At 71.6% G+C, this 18,262-nt stretch carries 13 protein-coding genes; 6 read left to right on the top strand and 7 right to left on the bottom strand.

All coding sequences use genetic code 11. The features are described from left to right. Positions 1 to 14: 14 nt before the first annotated feature. The 5 genes from katG to kstD form a co-directional block, all read right to left on the bottom strand. On the bottom strand, positions 15 to 2,222 hold the full coding sequence (gene katG, locus FHP06_RS10730) for a catalase/peroxidase HPI (RefSeq protein WP_147686568.1): 2,208 nt from the start codon (positions 2,220 to 2,222) through the stop codon (positions 15 to 17). Then, positions 2,219 to 2,659 (bottom strand): Fur family transcriptional regulator, encoded by a 441-nt coding sequence (locus FHP06_RS10725; RefSeq protein WP_147686566.1) that lies wholly within the window; start codon positions 2,657 to 2,659, stop codon positions 2,219 to 2,221. Before FHP06_RS10725 ends, katG begins: the two co-directional genes overlap by 4 nt. Before the next feature lie 168 nt (positions 2,660 to 2,827). After that, positions 2,828 to 3,421, bottom strand: a complete 594-nt coding sequence (locus FHP06_RS10720) for a class I SAM-dependent methyltransferase (RefSeq protein ID WP_147686564.1) — start codon at positions 3,419 to 3,421, stop codon at positions 2,828 to 2,830. A 153-nt stretch (positions 3,422 to 3,574) separates the two neighbouring features. Continuing rightward, entirely contained in the window at positions 3,575 to 4,417 is an 843-nt protein-coding gene (locus tag FHP06_RS10715; RefSeq protein WP_147686562.1) for a MaoC/PaaZ C-terminal domain-containing protein, read from the bottom strand. After that, a complete protein-coding gene (kstD, locus tag FHP06_RS10710; RefSeq protein WP_147686560.1) occupies positions 4,407 to 6,080 on the bottom strand; it encodes a 3-oxosteroid 1-dehydrogenase in 1,674 nt (557 codons plus the stop codon). The genes FHP06_RS10715 and kstD overlap by 11 nt, the downstream gene beginning before the upstream one ends. A gap of 70 nt (positions 6,081 to 6,150) precedes the next feature. On the opposite strand from kstD, the gene FHP06_RS10705 reads away from it, so the two are divergent. From FHP06_RS10705 to FHP06_RS10685, 5 genes are all read left to right on the top strand, one after another. Next, the gene (locus FHP06_RS10705) at positions 6,151 to 6,957 is read left to right on the top strand and encodes a 2-keto-4-pentenoate hydratase (protein ID WP_147686558.1); all 807 of its coding nucleotides are present in this window, start codon (positions 6,151 to 6,153) and stop codon (positions 6,955 to 6,957) included. 3 nt (positions 6,958 to 6,960) lie between these two features. Then, positions 6,961 to 7,857 (top strand): acetaldehyde dehydrogenase (acetylating), encoded by an 897-nt coding sequence (locus tag FHP06_RS10700; protein ID WP_147686556.1) that lies wholly within the window; start codon positions 6,961 to 6,963, stop codon positions 7,855 to 7,857. Then, on the top strand, positions 7,854 to 8,915 hold the full coding sequence (dmpG, locus tag FHP06_RS10695; RefSeq protein ID WP_147686554.1) for a 4-hydroxy-2-oxovalerate aldolase: 1,062 nt from the start codon (positions 7,854 to 7,856) through the stop codon (positions 8,913 to 8,915). Before FHP06_RS10700 ends, dmpG begins: the two co-directional genes overlap by 4 nt. 20 nt (positions 8,916 to 8,935) lie before the next feature. After that, entirely contained in the window at positions 8,936 to 9,856 is a 921-nt protein-coding gene (locus FHP06_RS10690) for a TIR domain-containing protein (protein WP_147686552.1), read from the top strand. A 95-nt stretch (positions 9,857 to 9,951) separates the two neighbouring features. Continuing rightward, a complete protein-coding gene (locus tag FHP06_RS10685; protein WP_187271895.1) occupies positions 9,952 to 14,217 on the top strand; it encodes an Ig-like domain-containing protein in 4,266 nt (1,421 codons plus the stop codon). Here the strand turns inward: FHP06_RS10685 and FHP06_RS10680 are convergent. After that, positions 14,214 to 15,395 (bottom strand): MFS transporter, encoded by a 1,182-nt coding sequence (locus tag FHP06_RS10680; RefSeq protein WP_147686548.1) that lies wholly within the window; start codon positions 15,393 to 15,395, stop codon positions 14,214 to 14,216. The genes FHP06_RS10685 and FHP06_RS10680 overlap by 4 nt on opposite strands. A 47-nt stretch (positions 15,396 to 15,442) precedes the next feature. Between FHP06_RS10680 and pdxR the strand changes: the two genes are divergently transcribed. Next, positions 15,443 to 16,849, top strand: a complete 1,407-nt coding sequence (gene pdxR, locus FHP06_RS10675; RefSeq protein ID WP_147686546.1) for a MocR-like pyridoxine biosynthesis transcription factor PdxR — start codon at positions 15,443 to 15,445, stop codon at positions 16,847 to 16,849. Here the strand turns inward: pdxR and FHP06_RS10670 are convergent. After that, positions 16,846 to 18,246 carry an MFS transporter gene (locus FHP06_RS10670; RefSeq protein ID WP_147686544.1) on the bottom strand — a complete coding sequence of 467 codons (1,401 nt, stop codon included), beginning with the start codon at positions 18,244 to 18,246 and terminating at the stop codon, positions 16,846 to 16,848. The genes pdxR and FHP06_RS10670 overlap by 4 nt on opposite strands. Positions 18,247 to 18,262: the final 16 nt, after the last annotated feature.

Raw genomic sequence — 18,262 nt, 5'->3', positions numbered from 1 at the left:
CAGCGTGGGCCCGGTCAGCGCAGGTCGAAGCGGTCGAGCTCCATGACCTTCGTCCACGCGGCGACGAAGTCGCGGGTGAACTTCTCCGCGGCGTCGTCGGCGGCGTAGACCTCGGACAGGCCGCGGAGCACCGAGTTCGAGCCGAAGACCAGGTCGACGGCGGTGGCGGTGCCGCGCAGGTCGCCGCTCTCGACGTCCCGGATCTCGTACACGTTCTCCGTGGACTCCGACGCCTTCCACTCCGCGCCTGCGGCGAGCAGGTTCACGAAGAAGTCGTTCGTCAGGGCGTCGGACCGGTCGGTGAACACGCCGTGCTTCGACCCGCCGTGGTTGGCGCCGAGCGCCCGAAGGCCGCCCACCAGCACGGTCATCTCCGGTGCGGTCAGGGACAGCAGGTTGGCGCGGTCGAGCAGCAGGACCTCCGGCTGGAGCTTCTCGCCGTCGCGCAGGTAGTTCCGGAACCCGTCGGCCCGCGGCTCGAGGACGGCGAACGAGTCGACGTCGGTCTGCTCCTGCGACGCGTCGGTGCGTCTGGGGTGGAACGGCACGGTGACGTCCTGGCCGGCGTTCTTGGCCGCCTGCTCGACGGCCGCGGCGCCCGCGAGGACGATCAGGTCGGCCAGCGAGATGCGCTTGCCGCCGGTCTGCGCGTCGTTGAACTCCTGCTGGATCGCCTCGAGCTTCGCGATGACCTCACCGGTGCCCTCGTTGACGGCCCAGCTGCGCTGCGGCTCGAGCCGGATGCGGGCGCCGTTGGCACCGCCGCGCTTGTCGGTGTCGCGGTAGCTCGCGGCCGAAGCCCACGCGGTGGACACCAGCTGCGCGATGGAGAGACCCGAGCCGAGGATCGTCTCCTTCAGCGACGCGACGTCGGAGTCGTCGACCAGCTCGTGGTCGACCGTCGGCACCGGGTCCTGCCAGAGCTGCGGCTCGGCGACCCACGGTCCGAGGTAGCGCGAGACCGGGCCCATGTCGCGGTGCAGCAGCTTGTACCAAGCCTTCGCGAACGCGAGCCGGAACTCGTCGGGGTTCTCCAGGAAGCGGCGGCCGATCTTCTCGTACTCCGGGTCGAACCGGAGGGCGAGGTCGGTGGTGAGCATCGTCGGGCGGTGCTTCTTGTCCGGGTCGTAGGCGTCGGGGACGATCTCGTCGCCGTCCTTGGCCACCCACTGCTTGGCGCCGGCCGGGCTCTCGGTGAGCTCCCACTCGTGACCGAACAGGATCTCCAGGAACCGGTTGCTCCACTGCGTGGGCTTGTCCGTCCAGGTGACCTCGAGGCCACTGGTGATCGTGTCGGGGCCCTTGCCGGTGCCATAGCTGCTCTTCCAGCCGAGGCCTTGACCCTCGATCGGGCAGCCCTCCGGCTCCGGGCCGACGAGGTCGGCGTCACCGGCGCCGTGCGTCTTGCCGAACGTGTGACCGCCGGCGATGAGCGCGAAGGTCTCCTCGTCGTTCATGGCCATGCGGCTGAACGTCTCGCGGATGTCGCGCGCGGCGGCGACGGGATCGGGGTTGCCGTTCGGGCCCTCCGGGTTGACGTAGATGAGACCCATCTGCACGGCGCCGAGCGGGCCGGACAGCTCGCGGTCGCCGCTGTAGCGCTCGTCGCCCAGCCAGGTGTCCTCCGGACCCCAGAAGATCTCCTCGGGCTCGTAGACGTCCTCGCGGCCGAACGCGAAGCCGAACGTCTCGAAGCCCATGTCCTCCAGGGCGACGTTGCCGGCGAGCACGAGGAGGTCGGCCCACGAGATCTTGCGGCCGTACTTCTTCTTCACCGGCCAGAGCAGGCGACGCGCCTTGTCGAGGTTGGCGTTGTCCGGCCAGCTGTTCAGCGGGGCGAAGCGCTGGCCGCCGTCGCCGGCGCCGCCGCGGCCGTCCTCGATGCGGTAGGTGCCGGCCGAGTGCCAGCTCATGCGGATCATCAGGCCGCCGTAGTGGCCGAAGTCGGCGGGCCACCAGTCCTGCGAGGTGTTCAGCACCTCGACGATGTCGGCCTTGAGCGCCTCGACGTCGAGCTTGGCGAACTCCTTCTTGTAGTCGAAGTCCGGGTCCATCGGGTTGGACTTCGTGGCGTGCTGGTGGAGCACGGTCAGGTCCAGCTGGTTGGGCCACCAGTCGCGGTTCGTCCGGGGGCGGCCGCTCGTGGCGGGCTCCGGTGCGTCGATCGCCGGGTTCTCGCTCTCGCTGCCGTCGTGGGTGGGCGTGTCTGGCTTCTCAGTCATGATTTCCCTCGGTTGGTGGTGGTGGAGCAGCTGGGGCACAGCCCCCAGAAGACGATCTCGGCCTCGTCGATGCTGAAGCCGTGGTCCGCGTCGCCGTGCAGGCAGGGCGCCTCGCCGACGGCGCAGTCGACGTCGGCGATCGATCCGCACGAGCGGCACACCACGTGGTGGTGGTTGTCACCGACGCGTGCCTCGTAGCGCGCCACCGAGCCCGCGGGCTGGATGCGGCGCACCAGCCCGGCGTCGGTGAGCGCGCGGAGGACGTCGTACACGGCCTGGTGCGAGACGTCCGGGAGGTCGCGACGGGCCGCTTGGATGATCGAGTCCGTGTCGGCGTGCGGGTGGTCGTGCACCGCGTCGAGGACCGCGACGCGAGGACGGGTCACGCGCAGACCCACCCCCCTGAGCGTCCCCTCGAGCTGCGCCGTGTCGACCATGCCTCCGACCTTGCCTGCTTTTCCTGAACGAGTCAAGAAATGCACGCCACCCTCGGTGGTCGAGTAGCCGCGAGGAACGAGCGGCGTATCGAGACCACGTCAACAGGTGGTCTCGATACACCTCCAGCTCGCTGGCGCTCGCGGAGGCACTCGACCACCGGGGTTAGGTCAGCGGCGGGCCAGCACGCAGAGCCAGCCGGACTCCTCGTCAAGCGCCTGGTCGGTCCACTCCGGCTCGAGGCCCGCGTCGCGGAGCAGGCCGAGCAGCTCGTCCTTGGTGTGCAGCGCGCGGTAGTACCGGCTGCCGGACTCGCCGGTCTCCCACCCCTCGCCCTCGCCGCGCGGGATGGAGACGAGGAAGCAGCCGTCCGGCCGCAGGGCTCCGGCGACCTTGGCCAGCACGGCCGGCAGCTCGACGGTCGGCACGTGCTGCAGGACATGCAGCGCCATGACGGCGTCGTACGGACCGCCGAGGTCGTCGGCGACGACGTCGAGCCGGTCGACCTGCTTGCCGCGGTCGCGCTGGAACCGGATGAACCCCTCGGTCAGGTCGGTGCGGCGGACGGTAAGTCCAGCCTCCTCCAGCACGTCGGCGTCCCAGCCCGGGCCGGACCCGACCTCCAGGGCGTGGCCCCCCGGCACGGCCTCGGCCAGCGCGGTCAGTCCGCTGGCGAGGACGGCGGGCCCCGCAGTCTCCTCCGCGTAGTCGTCGACGATCGCCTCGTACGACGCGATGGTGTGCTGGGTCGGCTCGGAGCTCATCCCCCGAACCTAGGCGTGGCCTCCGACGGGAGGAAGCCCTCGGTGATCGAGTGCCTGCGAGCTCTGCGAGCAGGTGTATCGAGATCACGTCTGGTGGTCTCGTTACACCCCCAGCTCGCTGGCGCTCGCGGGGGCACTCGACCACCGAGTCCGTCAGCGGCGGGTGACGAGGCAGTCGGAGAGGGCGGGGCGGTCGCCGTCGCCGACGGTCGCGGCGACGGCGATGCCGTCCGGCTCGTCCCAGGCGTTCACGGTGAGCGTCTCGCCGGGGAAGACGACGCCGGTGAAGCGGCCCTTGAAGCCGGCGACCGCGGTGGCGTCGCCGCCCAGCAGGGTGTCCGTCACCTCGCGCAGGACGATGCCCCAGGTGCACAAGCCGTGCAGGATCGGCGCGGGGAACCCGGCGAGCTTCGCGAACTCCGGATCGGCGTGCAGCGGGTTGCGGTCGCCGCTCAAGCGGTAGAGCAGCGCCTGCTCCGGGCGCACGTCGTACGTCATCGACGCGTCGGGAGCGCGCTCCGGCGCCGGGACCGATGTGCTCTCGCCGCGGTCACCGCCCCAGCCGCCCTCACCCTTCACGAAGATCGACGACCGCACGCGCCACAGCTCGGTGCCGCTCGGGTCGGTGGCGACGCCCTCCTGCCAGATGACGGCGGCCTTGCCCTTGTCCCAGACGTCGACGATCGACGTGGTCAGGCTGGCCGATCCGGACGGCGGCAGCGGCGACGCGACCTGCACCTCCTGCGAGCCGTGCACGACCTGGGCCAGGTTGATGTCGCAGCCGGGCAGGTCGAGGCTCGGCGCCTCGGTGGCGTGGAACGTCGGCGCGACGACCGCGAAGCTCGGCAGCACTTGGAAGCCGGGGTCGGTCTCCAGCGTGTAGCGGAGGTCCTGCGCGCCGATGCCGAGGTGGTACAGCAGCACGTCGCTGCTGGACCAGGAGAACTCGAGGGTGCCCACCTCGGCACCGATCGCGACGTCGGGATCAATCGGCATGCGCGATGTCCTCTGCTGCCAGGTAGCCGAACGTGATCGCCGGCCCGATGGTGGCGCCGGGCCCGGCGTAGGTGTGGCCCATGACGGCCGACGAGCAGTTGCCCGCGGCGTACAGGCCGTCGATCACCGAGCCGTCGGGACGCAGCGCCCGGCCGCGCTCGTCGGTGACGATCCCACCCTTCGTGCCGAGGTCGCCCGGCACGATCTTCACCGCGTAGAACGGGCCCTTGTCGATGCGGTGCAGCGACGGGTTGGGCTTCACGCGCGGATCGGCGTAGTAACGGTCGTACGCGCTCTCGCCGCGGTGGAAATCCTCGTCGACGCCGGACTCGGCGAAGCCGTTGAACCGGCGCACGGTCTCCTCGAGCGCGTCGGCCGGGACGTCGATCTTCGCGGCGAGCTCGGCGAGCGTGCCCGCCTTCTGGACCACGCCGGACTTGTACCAGCGACCGGGGAACGGCTGCCGCGGCCCGAGCCCGGCGAACAGGTAGCGGTTCCGGTAGCGCTGGTCGATGACCATCCAGGCCGGCACGTGCGAGACGCCGGTGGCCTCGCCCGCGTAGATCGCGTGGGTGGCCTCGACGTACGGGAGCGCCTCGTTCATGAACCGCCGACCGGCGGAGTTCACGATGATCGAGCCGGGCAGGTTGCGCTCGGCCAGGCAGAACCACGGGCCGGACGGCAGCGGGATCGTCGGGCCCCACCACGCGTCGTCCATCAGGTCGGTGGCGGCGCCGATCGCGACGCCGGCCTCGATGCCCCCACCGGTGTTGCTGGCAGCGGCGGTGCTCCAGGCGGCGTCGGTGGGCTGCGGGAGGTGCTTCTCGCGCAGGGCGTCGCTCTTCTCGAACCCGCCGGCGCCGAGGATGACGCCCTTGCTGGCGCGGATGACGACCTCCTCGCTTCCCCCTCCATCAATACTGCGGTCGGCGCGGACGCCGACGACGCGGCCGTTCTCGACGACCAGCCCGGTCAGCTCGGTCTCGTAGAGCACCGGCACGCCGGCGTCCATGAGCCCCTTGCGCAGGCTGATCGAGAGGGCGTTGCCCATGGCGTACATGCGGCGGCCGCGGAACGTGTCGAGCAGCCGCTTCAGCACGACGCGCATCATCGTGATCGGGCCGCGGATCGTGCGGAGGCCGAGGCTGATCTTGCGGAAGTCGGCCTGCGTGACGACGAGGTTGGCCGGCGCCTTCGTGTACGGCGGGCAGAGCCGCTCGAGCTCGTCACCGATGATGCGGCCGTCCATCGGGATCGGTTCGACGCTGCGGCCGCGCGGGCGTCCGCCGGGCTGCTCGGGCAGGTAGTCGGAGTACTCCGGCACCCAGCGCAGGCGCACTGGCGTGTGATCCATCAGGAAGTCGATGACCTCGGGGCCGCGGTTCAGGAACGTCTCGCGGCGCTCCTTCGGCACCACGTCGCCGACGATCGCCTCGAGGTACCGACGCGACTGCTCGGCGTCGTCGGGATCGACCTGACCGGCCTCGCGGAGCGCCCGGTTGCCGGGGATCCACACGCCGCCGCCGGACCGAGCCGTCGAGCCGCCGAAGTACGGGCTCTTCTCGATCAGGACGGTGTCGAGCCCGTGGTTCGCGCAGGCGAGCGCGGCGGTCATCCCCGCCCCGCCGGCCCCCACGACGACGACGTCGTGCGTGTCTTCCATCTGGCCTCCGATGACGCGGTCGGCAGGGTGCTGACTTCCGCAAAACTGTAACAGGTTCTAGTATGGCGCGGTGACCTCCTCCACGGCCGATGCCGCGGCCATCGCTGCGGCCACCGAGCGGCTCGCGACCGCTCTGGAGACCCGGGTGCCGTGCGCGGCCGTGCGCGACCTGATCTCCACGGACGACCTCCAGGGGGCCTACGCCGTGCAGCAGGGGCTGGTCCAGATGCGGCTCGCCGGCGGGGCCACCGTCGTCGGTCGCAAGATCGGCGCGACGTCGGAGGCGGTGCAGAACCAGCTCGGCGTCGACCAGCCCGACTTCGGCTACCTGCTCGACGACATGGACGTCAGCCACGACGACCCGATCTCGATGCGCACGCTCCTGCAGCCGCGGGTCGAGGCCGAGGTCGCGTTCCGGCTCGGCCGCGACATCGACGTGCCGGAGGAGCAGATCACCCTCGACTTCGTCCGCGACGCTGTCGACGTGGCGATCCCGGCGCTGGAGATCGTCGACAGCCGGATCCAGGACTGGGACATCGAGTTCACGGACACGGTCGCCGACAACGCGTCGAGCGGGCTGTTCGTCGTGGGCGACGACGGCCTCCCGCTGAGCGAGATCGAGCCGCGCGACGTGGTGATGAGCCTGACCATCAACGACGAGGAGCGCTCCGCCGGCACCGGCGCCGCCTGCCTCGGCGACCCGCTCGAGGCGCTGCGCTGGCTCGCCGTCCAGGCCGCGCGCTTCGGCGACCCGCTGCGTGCGGGCCACCTGATCCTGTCCGGGGCCCTCGGGCCCTTCGTGCCGTTCGCCGCGGGGGACCGCGTCACGGCGTCCATCAGCGGGTTCGCACCCCTGACCGTCACCTTCAAGGAGTGAACGATGAGTGACAAGGTCACCGCAGCCATCGTCGGGCCGGGCAACATCGGCACCGACCTGCTCTACAAGCTGCTCCGCAGCGACGTCGTGGAGCCGCGCTGGATGGTCGGCGTCGACCCGGCGTCGGAGGGCCTGAAGCTCGCCGCCGACAAGGGTCTGACGTCCACCCACGAGGGCGTCGACTGGCTGCTCAAGCAGGACGAGCTGCCTGACCTGATCTTCGAGGCGACGTCCGCGTACGTGCACCGTGAGTACGCGCCGCGCTACGCCGAGGCCGGCATCCGCGCCATCGACCTCACGCCCGCCGCCGTCGGCCCGGCCGTCATCCCGCCGGTCAACGGCGAGGAGCACCTCGACGCCGAGAACGTCAACATGATCACCTGCGGCGGCCAGGCCACCATCCCGATGGTCTACGCCGTCTCGCGCGTGACGCCCGTGCCGTACGCCGAGATCGTCGCGTCGGTCTCCAGCGCGTCGGCCGGTCCCGGCACCCGCGCCAACATCGACGAGTTCACGCGCACCACCAGCAAGGGCGTGGAGACCATCGGCGGCGCCGAGCGCGGCAAGGCGATCATCATCCTCAACCCGGCCGACCCGCCGATGATCATGCGCGACACCATCTTCTGCGCCGTCGACGCCGACGCCGACCGCGACGCCATCGCCGAGTCGATCGTCAGCATGGTCGCGGACGTGCAGAAGTACGTGCCCGGCTACCGGCTGCTGCAGGACCCGCAGTTCGACGACGCCTCGGCTGCCACGCAGGGCCGCACGAAGGTCAGCACCTTCATCGAGGTGGAGGGCGCCGGCGACTATTTGCCGCCGTTCGCCGGCAACCTCGACATCATGACCGCCGCCGCCACGCAGGTCGGCGAGAACATCGCGAGAGGGATGCTCAAGTGACCGTCAACGACCTCGCCCGCCGCTGGACCGACACCGACCCGGACAGCGCCCTCGACCTCCGCCTCACCGACACCTGCCTGCGCGACGGCTCGCACCACAAGCGGCACCAGTTCGTCGAGCAGGAGGTGCGTGACATCGTCGGCGCCCTCGACGCCGCCGGCATGCCGGTCATCGAGGTCACGCACGGCGACGGCCTCGGCGGCTCGTCGTTCAACTACGGGTTCTCCGCGACGCCGGAGCAGGACCTGATCAAGCTCGCCGCCGAGACGGCGAAGAACGCCAAGATCGCGTTCCTCATGCTCCCCGGCGTCGGCACCAAGGACGACATCCGCGCCGCCCAGGACAACGGCGGCAAGATCTGCCGCGTCGCCACGCACTGCACCGAGGCCGACACGTCGCAGCAGCACTTCGGTCTCGCCCGCGAGCTGGGCCTGGAGACCGTCGGCTTCCTGATGATGAGCCACACCCAGCCGCCGGAGCGCCTCGCCAAGGAGGCGCGCATCATGGTCGACGCCGGCTGCCAGTGCGTCTACGTCGTCGACTCCGCCGGCGCGCTGATCATGGAGGACGTCTCCGACCGCGTGTCCGCGCTCGTGGCCGAGATCGGCAAGGACGCCACCGTCGGCTTCCACGGCCACGAGAACCTCGGGCTCGGCGTCGCCAACACGGTCATCGCCGCCCGCGCGGGCGCGACGCAGATCGACGGCTCGGTCCGCCGCTTCGGCGCCGGCGCCGGCAACACCCCGCTCGAGGCGTTCATCGGCGTCGCCGACAAGCTCGGCTGGAAGACCGGCGTCGACTTCATGCAGGTCGTCGACGCGGCCGAGGACGTCGTCCGTCCGGCCATGCCGGAGGAGTGCACGCTCAGCCGGAACGCGCTGATGATCGGCTATGCCGGCGTCTACTCGTCGTTCCTCCGTCACGCCGACAACGCCGCCGAGCGCTACGGCGTCTCCGCCGCGGAGATCCTGCTCGAGGCGGGCCGGCGCAAGCTGATCGGCGGCCAGGAGGACCAGCTCGTCGAGATCGCCCTCGGTCTGAAGGCCGCGCAGTCCTGAGGTTTCAGTAGGCTGCGCCGATGGCGAAGCCACGCATCTTCCTCGGGTCCTCCGGCAAGCAGGCCGCGCTGCTCGACGGGCTGACGGTCGGGCTGGAGGACGTCGCGGACGTCGAGCCGTGGACGGTGACGTTCAACCCGGGCAGCACGACGCTCGGTCGCCTGGTCGAGCTGACCCATGAGGTCGACTTCGCCGCGTTCATCTTCGCCCGGGACGACTGGACCAGCGTGGAGAGCGCGGCGCCGGACGCCGGCCAGGCGTCGCCGCGAGACAACGTCGTCTTCGAGGCCGGCCTGTTCGGCGGCGTGCTCGGCATGGACCGGACGTTCATCCTGCACGCCGAGGGCGCCAAGCTGCCCACGGACCTGCTCGGCCTGACCTGCGTGCGGTACGGCGACGCGAGCGACGCGGACGAGGTCGCGGCCATGAACCAGAAGCTGCGCAAGGCGATCGAGGACCTCGGCGTCCTGTCGCGCATCGAGGGTCTCTGGTGGCAGTTCTCCACCACGGAGCGGAGCGCGTTGGAGCCGTCGGCGGTGAGCCTGCTGCGCATCTCGCGCGACCGCGACCGGATGCTCGAGGTGAACGGCCGCTCCTGGCAGGAGGACGGCACCCTGTCCGCCCGCTACTGGAGCGAGGCCGCGAAGGAGACGAAGGATCCCGCCGGGATCTTCTACGCCTGGAAGGGTGAGCGACCCCGCGACCCGAACGCCCCGCAGCTGCACGGCACGGGCCAGATCACCTGCGAGACCGAGGACCGCGCCACCGGCCACTGGATCACCCGGTCGGATGCCGACCTCACCCTCAACGCCCGGACCTCCGGCGTCTACCTGCGCGCCGACGCCGCCGACCTGGCCGTCCTCGACGGCCGCGACGCCGACGCCCGCGCGACCCTGATCGCCCAGCGCCTCGAGGACTGGAAGGCTCTCGCGAACTCCTAGACCCCAGTGGTTACCCGGACGAATCCTCCGATTCCGCTGACAGAAGGCATATGTATGTGCCAACATCAACCAACTCGGACTCTGTTGGGGGACACATGCCGATGCTCGGGGGGCGCTTGCGCCGCGGACTTCATCTCGTCACGGCCGCATCGGCCACGGTCGCTCTGCCGGCCGCGCTGCTCGTCGCCACGGCCGCGCCGGCCAGCTCGGCCACGATCAACCTGAGCTTCTCGCTGACCGGAGGCGAGCAGCACTTCACCGTCCCGTTGGGCGTGACCAGCCTCCAGGTGGTCGCGACCGGCGGCCACGGGGACTCGAACACCTCAGCCAGTCCGGGGCGGGCGGCCACGGTCACTGGCACGGTGGCGGTGAACCCCGGCGACTACGTCTCGGTCTGGGTGGGCGGCAACGGTGACTCGGGCAGCGGTAACGCCAGCTTCAACGGCGGCGGCCGCGGTGGCAACGGCGCTGCCCGCGGCGGCGGCGCGTCCGACGTCCGCGTCGGCAGCTCGAACTTGACCTCTCGGGTGCTCGTGGCCGCCGGTGGCGGTGGCGGCGGCGCCTTCGACGCCCCGGGCGGCAACGCGGGTGCCGACGGCAGCAGCTCCGCCGCGCTGGGCTGCACCGGCGGCAAGAAGGGGACGGCCAGCGCGGGCGGTGCCGGCGGCACGAACGCCCCGGCCGGTGCGCTCGGCAAGGGCGGCGACGGCGGCAGCAACAGCTACGGCACGTACTGGGGCGGCGGCGGTGGTGGCGGCCTGTACGGCGGCGGCGGTGGCGGCGCCAGCGAGACCGGCGGCTGTGGTGCCGGCGGCGGCGGCGGGTCCAACCTGGTGCCCGCCGGCGGCTCGTCCAGCCTGGCGGCCGCGAATGCGACGCCGTCGGTCACGATCACCTACGAGGTCGACGAGACTCAGCCGCCGACCGTGAGCAACGTGATGCTCGACCGCGACGTCGTGGTGCCCGGCCCCACGGTCGTCCTGACGGCCGATGCCGCCGACAGCGTCGGCGTCGCGTCCGCGTACTACACGATCGATGGTGGTCCCGAGGTCGCGATGAACGCGGAGGACGGCTCGTTCGACGAACCGTACGAGTCCCTCACCGCGAACGTCGACACCGGATCGCTGACTCCAGGCCCGCACGAGTTCTGCGTCGTCGCCACCGACACGACGGGCAACGACAGCGACGGCACCAGCTGCAAGACCTTGAGCGTCCAGGCCGCGGACCCGAACGCGGTCACCGTCTCCAACGTGCAGGTGTCGGAGTCCACGGTCACCCAAGGTGAGTACGTCGATCTCTCGGCCACCGTCGCGCACACGCCGGGTGCCGACGTCGCCGGCGCGCGGTACAGCATCGACGGCGAGCCCGCGGAGGAGATGTACGCCACCGACGGCGACTTCAACGAGGAGTCCGAGCCCGTCGAGACGAGCTTTTGGAGCGGCAACCTCGACGACGGTTCCCACACGGCCTGTGTCATCGGCTACGACGCCGTCGGCAACACCAGCGACGGCAAGGACTGCGTGACCTTCACCGTCGTCGTGCCCGACACCGACCCGCCGGAGGTCTCCGACATCACCTTCGTGCCGGACACGGTCGTCCAAGGCGCACCGATCGTCGTCACGGCGACGTTGGCGGACCGGAGCGGCGTGGACGCTGCGCACTTCAGCGTCGACGGGAACGACGACGTCGCGATGGACGCCGTCGACGGCACCTTCGACGAGAACACCGAAGAGGTGACCGGCACGATCGACACGTCGTCGATCTCGCCGGGCGAGTACTCAGTCTGCGTCGACGGCGTCGACGGCGAGGGCAACGAGGGCTACGGGTACGACTGCGAGTGGATCAAGATCCTCGACCCGAGCACCGGCGCCCTCGTGGTCCAGGACGCCAAGGTCCTGCCCGACCCACTGCCGGCGACGGCCACCGGGAAGTTCACCGCCACGGTCATGAGCACTGACGGCGCCAATATCACCGGCGGCACCTGGTCGCTCCACGGCTCGTCCGGCACGCTGACCGCCGTGGACGGCGCGTTCGACGAGTCCACGGAGGAGGTGACGGCGGACGTCGACCCGGCCGACGTCTACGACTGGGGCGAGTACTTCTACTTCCGGGTCAGCAACGACGCCGGAGCCCAGACGGGCGTCGAGGACAACTACGTCTGGATCTACAGGGCCGAGGCCGACAGCTCCGACCCGACGGTCTCGGACCTCTCGGCGTCGCCGAGCCCGGTGACGATCGGGAGCGACGTCACCCTCTCCGCCACCGTCACGGACGACGGTGGCGTGGCCGCGGCGACGTACCGGCTCGACGGAGGTTCTCCGGTCACCATGACGCCGGACGACGGCGAGTACCTCGGCACCACTGAGGACGTCACCAGCACGATCGCCACGTCGTCGCTGAGCGAGGGCTCGCACACCGTCTGCGTGACGGCCACCGACTCCTCGGACAACACGAGCGACGGCGAGGACTGTGCGTCGTTCCTGGTGGAGCTCGCACCGGACACGACCGACCCGACGGTGTCCGACGTGGCGGCCACGCCCGACCACCCGACCGTCGGTGACGACGTGACGCTGACGGCGACGGTCTCCGACGACCGCGACGTGGCCTCGGCCACCTACTCGCTCGACGGCGCGGCGCCCGAGCCGATGGACGCCGCCGACGGCTCCTTCGGCGGGGCCGAGGAGGACGTCACGGCCACGGTGTCGACCAGGGACCTCGAGCCGGGCGAGCACACGCTCTGCGTCACGGCGTCCGACTCCGCCGACAACGCCAGTGACGGCGAGGACTGCACGACGATCACGGTCGAGGCCGAGAACACCGACCCCGAGGGCGTCGAGGTCACCGACGTGGTGGCATCGCCCAACCCGGTCGCCGCCGGCAACATCGTGACGGTCACCGCGACGGCCGACAGCTCGGGTGGCTCGGCCCTCGACGCGGCGACGTTTGCGATCGACGGCAGCGACCCGACGGACATGGGCGCCGCGGACGGCGACTTCGACGAGGCCACCGAGGACATCAGCGGCACCTTCGACACGACTGCGATGGCCCCGGGCGACCATGAGCTCTGCGTGGTCGGCACGAACGCGAACGGCACGTCGAACGCTGCGGACGACACCTGCATCACCTTCACGGTGCTGCCGGCGAACTACCTCCCGCCGGTCGCGTCCGCCGTCGTCGTGGTCCCGAACCCCGTCATCCTGGGCACCGACATCCAGGTCTCGGGCCTGGCAGGTGCGTTCGGCGCCCCACTGGCCTCGGCGACCTACGCGATCGACGGTGGCACGGCCCAGCCGATGCAGGCCTCGGACGGCGCCTTCGACAGCCCCGAGGAGGGCGTGATCGTCCAGGCGAGCACGTCCGGCCTGGGCGTGAGAGACCACGAGGTGTGCATCACCGTGCACGACGTCCTCGGTGGCACGAGCGACGGCACGGCGTGTGAGACGTTCACGATCCTGGCGCCGCCGGACACCACCGACCCGACCGTCGCGGACGTCATCGCGACGCCTGATGAGCCGACCGTCGGCGACGACGTGACACTGACCGCGACCGTCCAGGACGACCGCGAGGTCTCCGGCGCGACCTACGTGCTCGACAGCGACAACCCGGTCGACATGGACGCCGCCGACGGTGCCTTCGGCGACGGTACCGAGGGCGTCACCGCGACGATCAGCACCTCGGCGCTGGCCATCGGCACACACCAGGTGTGCGTGATCGGCGTCGACGCGGCGGCCAACACGAGCGACGGCGAGGACTGCACGACCTTCACGGTGCTCGCGCCGGACACGACGGCGCCGACGATCACCAGCCTCACGGTCACGCCGAACCCGGTCACGCAGGGTGACGACGCGACCGTCTCCGCGACGGCCGACGACGCGCGGTCCGTGGCGTCGGTCGGCTACTCGCTCGACGGTGGCGACTGGGAGCCGATGGGCTCGGCCAACCGGGGCCTGATGGCCGCGCTCGCCTCGCCGCTGGCTGCGACCCGGACGCTGAGCGCCGTGATCGACACGTCCTCGCTGTCGGTCGGCGACCACGAGGTCTGCGTCACTGCGACGGACGCCGCCGGCAACGCCAGCGACGGAGAGGACTGCACCACGTTCGCCGTGGCGGCGGTCCCGCCGGGCGGCGACGACGGGGGGAGTGGCTCGGGCGGCTCCGGCGGCTCGGACGACGGCTCGTCCGGCGGCGACGACTCGGTGCTTCCGGACACCGGGGCGTCGACGCCGGCGAGCTGGAGCGGCCCGGCCGGCCTGCTGGCCCTGCTGCTCGGTGCGGCCATGGTCGCCTTCGCCCGGCGCCGCACTCCCGTCCGCATCGCGAACCCGAGTACCGAGCCGTGGCGGCTGCCCCGCCGCGACTAGGCCGCCGCGGCGGGAACGAGGTCGAGGCCGCCGGCGCGCGGCTTGCTCGGTCGAGCCTCTCGGTGGGCCATCGCGAGCGCAGGGAGCATGCACGCGGCGACGACGAGGAAGGCGGCGCTGAATCCAGTCGAGGCGACGAGGGCGCCGACGACGATCGCGCCCGCGCCCATGCCGAGGTCGTAGGCGCCGTTCCAGATGGCGCTGACCGTCGCGTACCCGGAGGCCGGGACGCGGGCGTACATCAGGGCGAGCGTCGCGTTCTGCAGGACGCCGAACCCGGTGCCGAAGACCAGTGACCCGGCGACCACCAGGACGCCCGAGCTCGTGACCGCCATGGCCGTCATGCCGACGACCGACATCGCCATCGCCGGCACCAACAGGCAGGCCTGACCGCGACGATCGCCGAGACGGCCGGCGACGCAGCGGCTGACCGTGGATGCCGCCGGCTGCAAAAGCAGGGCGACGGGAGCGACCCACGCGGCGTGCGACGCGACGGCCAGCGGGAGGTAGGTGACGACCACGCCGGCCGCCGACGCGGAGGCGGCGAAGATCGCGGCCGGCCGCATCAGCGAGCCGTTGCGCAGCCCGGCGACAAGGCCGTGCGCGCCGCCCTCGGTGGCCCGCCGGGCGGGCAGGCCGGGCACGGTGACGATGGCGAGGACCGGCACGACCGCCGTCAGGACGAAGACGACCTCGTAGCCCCAGTGCCCGGCCGCCCAGGTGCCGAACGGGAGGGCGAGCAGCGACGGGATGCCGCCGACGAGTCCGACGAGCGCCAGGCCCTCGCCGCGTCGGTCGGCGGGGATCAGCGCCGCAGTGAGGGCGCCGCCGGCGACGACGGAGACCGCGAAGCCGAGACCGCGCACGGCGTTGACCGCGACAATCGCGGCGATCGAGGCGCCGGCCGGGGTGAGCAGGACGAGGGCCGGAACGCCGAGCAGGACGAGCCCGACGACCAGGGCCCAGCGGTAGCCGAGGCGGGCGACCAGCCGCGGCGTGGCGAGCTCGCCGGCGACGGTCGAGAGGAGGAGGGCCGCGTTGGCGAGGCCGGCGGCGGCCGTCGTGCCCGACTCGTCGGCGAACATCGGCACGGCGGCGAGCGGGAGGTAGAAGCCGATGGCCACCGCCACGACCGAGACGAGTCGAAGGAGCAGCGGGCGGGTGAACAAGGAGGTCATGTCCACGACGCTATGGCCGAAGCGACCCACTGCTAAGGTCCAGTTTCATGGCCATCGAGTGGTCCACTTCGGCGCCGGAGCTCTTGCTCACTCTCGACCGTGAGGCGTCGACGCCGCTGCGCGTGCAGATCGAGTCCCAGCTCCGCGACGCCGTGCGCTCCGGCCGGCTGGCCGCGGGTGAGCGGTTGCCGAGCTCGCGATCGCTGGCCGGCCAGCTCGGGGTGTCCCGCGGCGTCGTGCAGGAGTGCTTCGAGCAGCTCGTCGCCGAGGGCTACCTGACCTCCCGGTCCGGATCTGCGACGCGCGTCGCCGACATCGCCTCGCGCGAGACCGTCGAGCCCTCTCCGGCACCGGCACCTGCCGCGCCCCGACTGATCGCCGACTTCGCCTCCGGCGTCCCCGACCTCGGCCTCGCCCCGCGCGACGACTGGGCCTGGGCCGTGCGCGAGGCCTGCCGCACCGCCCCGAACACCGCGTTCGACTACGGCGACCCACGTGGCGACCTCCGGCTCCGCGAGGTGCTTGCCGCCTACGTGCGACGCGTCCGCGCCGTCGACACCACGGCCGAGCGGATCGTCGTGGGTGCGGGCTTCCAGCAAGGCCTTGCGATCGTGCTGCGGGCCCTGGCCGAGACGGGCCGCACCGTCGTCGCCGTCGAGGACCCCGGCTCGATCGGCACTGTCACCGCCGCGGCCCGGGCTGCCCTGGGTGACTGTGTCGCCGTCCCCGTCGACGACCTGGGCATCGACGTCGCCGCCCTGGACGTCAGCGGTGCCCGGGTGGTCGTGGTGACTCCGGCGCACCAGTGGCCCACCGGCGTGGTGCTGGCCGCGGAGCGACGCCACGAGCTGCTCGCCTGGGCTCGCGAGCGCGACGCGGTCGTCATCGAGGACGACTACGACGCGGAGTTCCGCTACGACCGCGAGCCCGTCGGCTCCCTGCAGGGCTTGGCGCCCGAGCACGTCGTCTCGATCGGCACGGTGAGCAAGTCGCTCGTCCCGGCCCTCCGGCTCGGCTGGGCCATCCTGCCGGAGTGGCTCGTGGAGCCGGTGGGGGTCGCGAAGCAGCTGGCCGACCGCGGCGCCCCAACCCTCGACCAGCTGGCGCTCGTCGCCCTGATGGAGTCCGGCCGCTACGACCGGCACCTGCGCCGGATGCGGTCCGAGTACGCCAAGCGTCGCGACGCCCTCGTGACGTCGCTCGTGGAGCACGCCCCGGGCGTCCGACTGACTGGCCTCGCCGCCGGCTTCCACGCCGTCGCACACCTGCCCGAGGGCGCCGACGAGCAGGCCGTGGCCGACGCCGCGCGTGAGCGGCGGGTCGGTCTGTACGGGATGAGCCGCTACCGCTCGGCGCCCGGTCCACACCCGCCGCAGCTGGTGATCGGCTTCGGCAACACCGGCGTCCGCGCCATCCAGGACGGCATCGCGACCGTCGGCCCTCTCCTGCTCTAGCTGAATCTGCGCCGGTCTGCGCGGGTGCTCAGCACGCCGAGCACGACGATCACGGTCCCGAGGCAGAGCACCATCCACCAGACGGCCTGGGTGGTGTCGGTGAATGATCTGCCCCGGCTCGCGCCGACGATCGAGCCCGCGACCGCGACGCCCAGGCTGATGCCGACCTGTCGGCCCGTCGAGGCGAGCGACGCGGCAGTGCCGGTCATCGACGGCGGCATGCCCGCCACCGCGGTGGTCGTGATCGGCAGGTTGATGGTGCCCTGGAAGACGCCGAACAGCGCGAACACGGCCAGCACGACGAGCATTGATGTCCCGGAACGCAGCCCGAGCGACGCCAGGCCCCCGAGGGCCAGCGCAGACCCGGCGACCACCAGGGGCGGCCGCGGGCCGCGTGCCGCGACCAGTCGGCCGGCGACCGGGGAGAGCAGCGCGACCAGGCCGCCCACCGGGAGCAGCGAGAGGCCGGCGTGCATGGCGGACAGGTCGCGGACCTCCTGCAGGTACAGCGTCGAGACGAACAGGAAGGCACCGAACCCGCAGGTCGCGAGGACGGCCATGAGGATCGCCGAGGAGAACGGCAGGCTGCGGAACAGGCGCAGCTCGAGGAGCGGGTCGGCACGCCCTTGTTCGTACGCCACGAGTCCGAGAACGCACGCTGCCGCCAGGGCGAGCAGGCCGAGCACGACGGTCGACCCCCACCCGGAGGTCCCGGCCTCGAGCGTGGCGTAGACGACGCTCGCGAGCGTGGTGGTCACGAGCACCTGACCGACGAGGTCGAAGCGGCGGGCCCGTTCCGCGCGCGACTCCGGCACGAACAACCTCGTAGCCGTGAGGGCAGCCACCACGACCGGCAGGTTGATCGCGAAGACAGCGCGCCAGCCGACCGCATCGACCAGCACCCCGCCCACGATCGGGCCCAGCGCCAACCCCAGTCCCGACATGGCGCCGAACACGCCGATGGCACGTGCCCGCTCCCGCCGCTCGGTGAACGTGGTGGCGATGATCGCCAGCGCCACCGGGTTGAGCATCGACCCGCCGACCGCCTGCATCGCCCGTGCGGTGACCAGCCAGCCGATCCCGGGCGCCAGGGCGCAAGCGAGCGAGCCGAGCCCGAACACCGTCAGCCCGACCCGGAACACGCGGCGGCGTCCGACGCGGTCAGCCGTGGAGCCGGCCAGCAGCAGGAAGCTGGCCAGGACGAGTGTGTAGGCGTCCACGGTCCACGCGAGGCCGGACACCGACGCGTCCAGGTCGTGGCGGATCGACGGCAGCGCGACGTTCACGATGGACAGGTCCATCACCACCAGGATCATGCTGGCGCAGCAGGTGGCAAGGACCCCGACCCGTGCCCATCGGTCGAGGTCGACGGTGCGGTCCACGGCCCTGATGCTCATGCCCTCGACGCTAAGA

Origin of the sequence: Aeromicrobium terrae (assembly GCF_008039565.1) — a bacterium.
Lineage (GTDB): Bacteria > Actinomycetota > Actinomycetes > Propionibacteriales > Nocardioidaceae > Aeromicrobium > Aeromicrobium terrae.
Note: the sequence above shows the minus strand (reverse complement) of the source record. Positions and strands in the feature narration are given on the sequence as shown.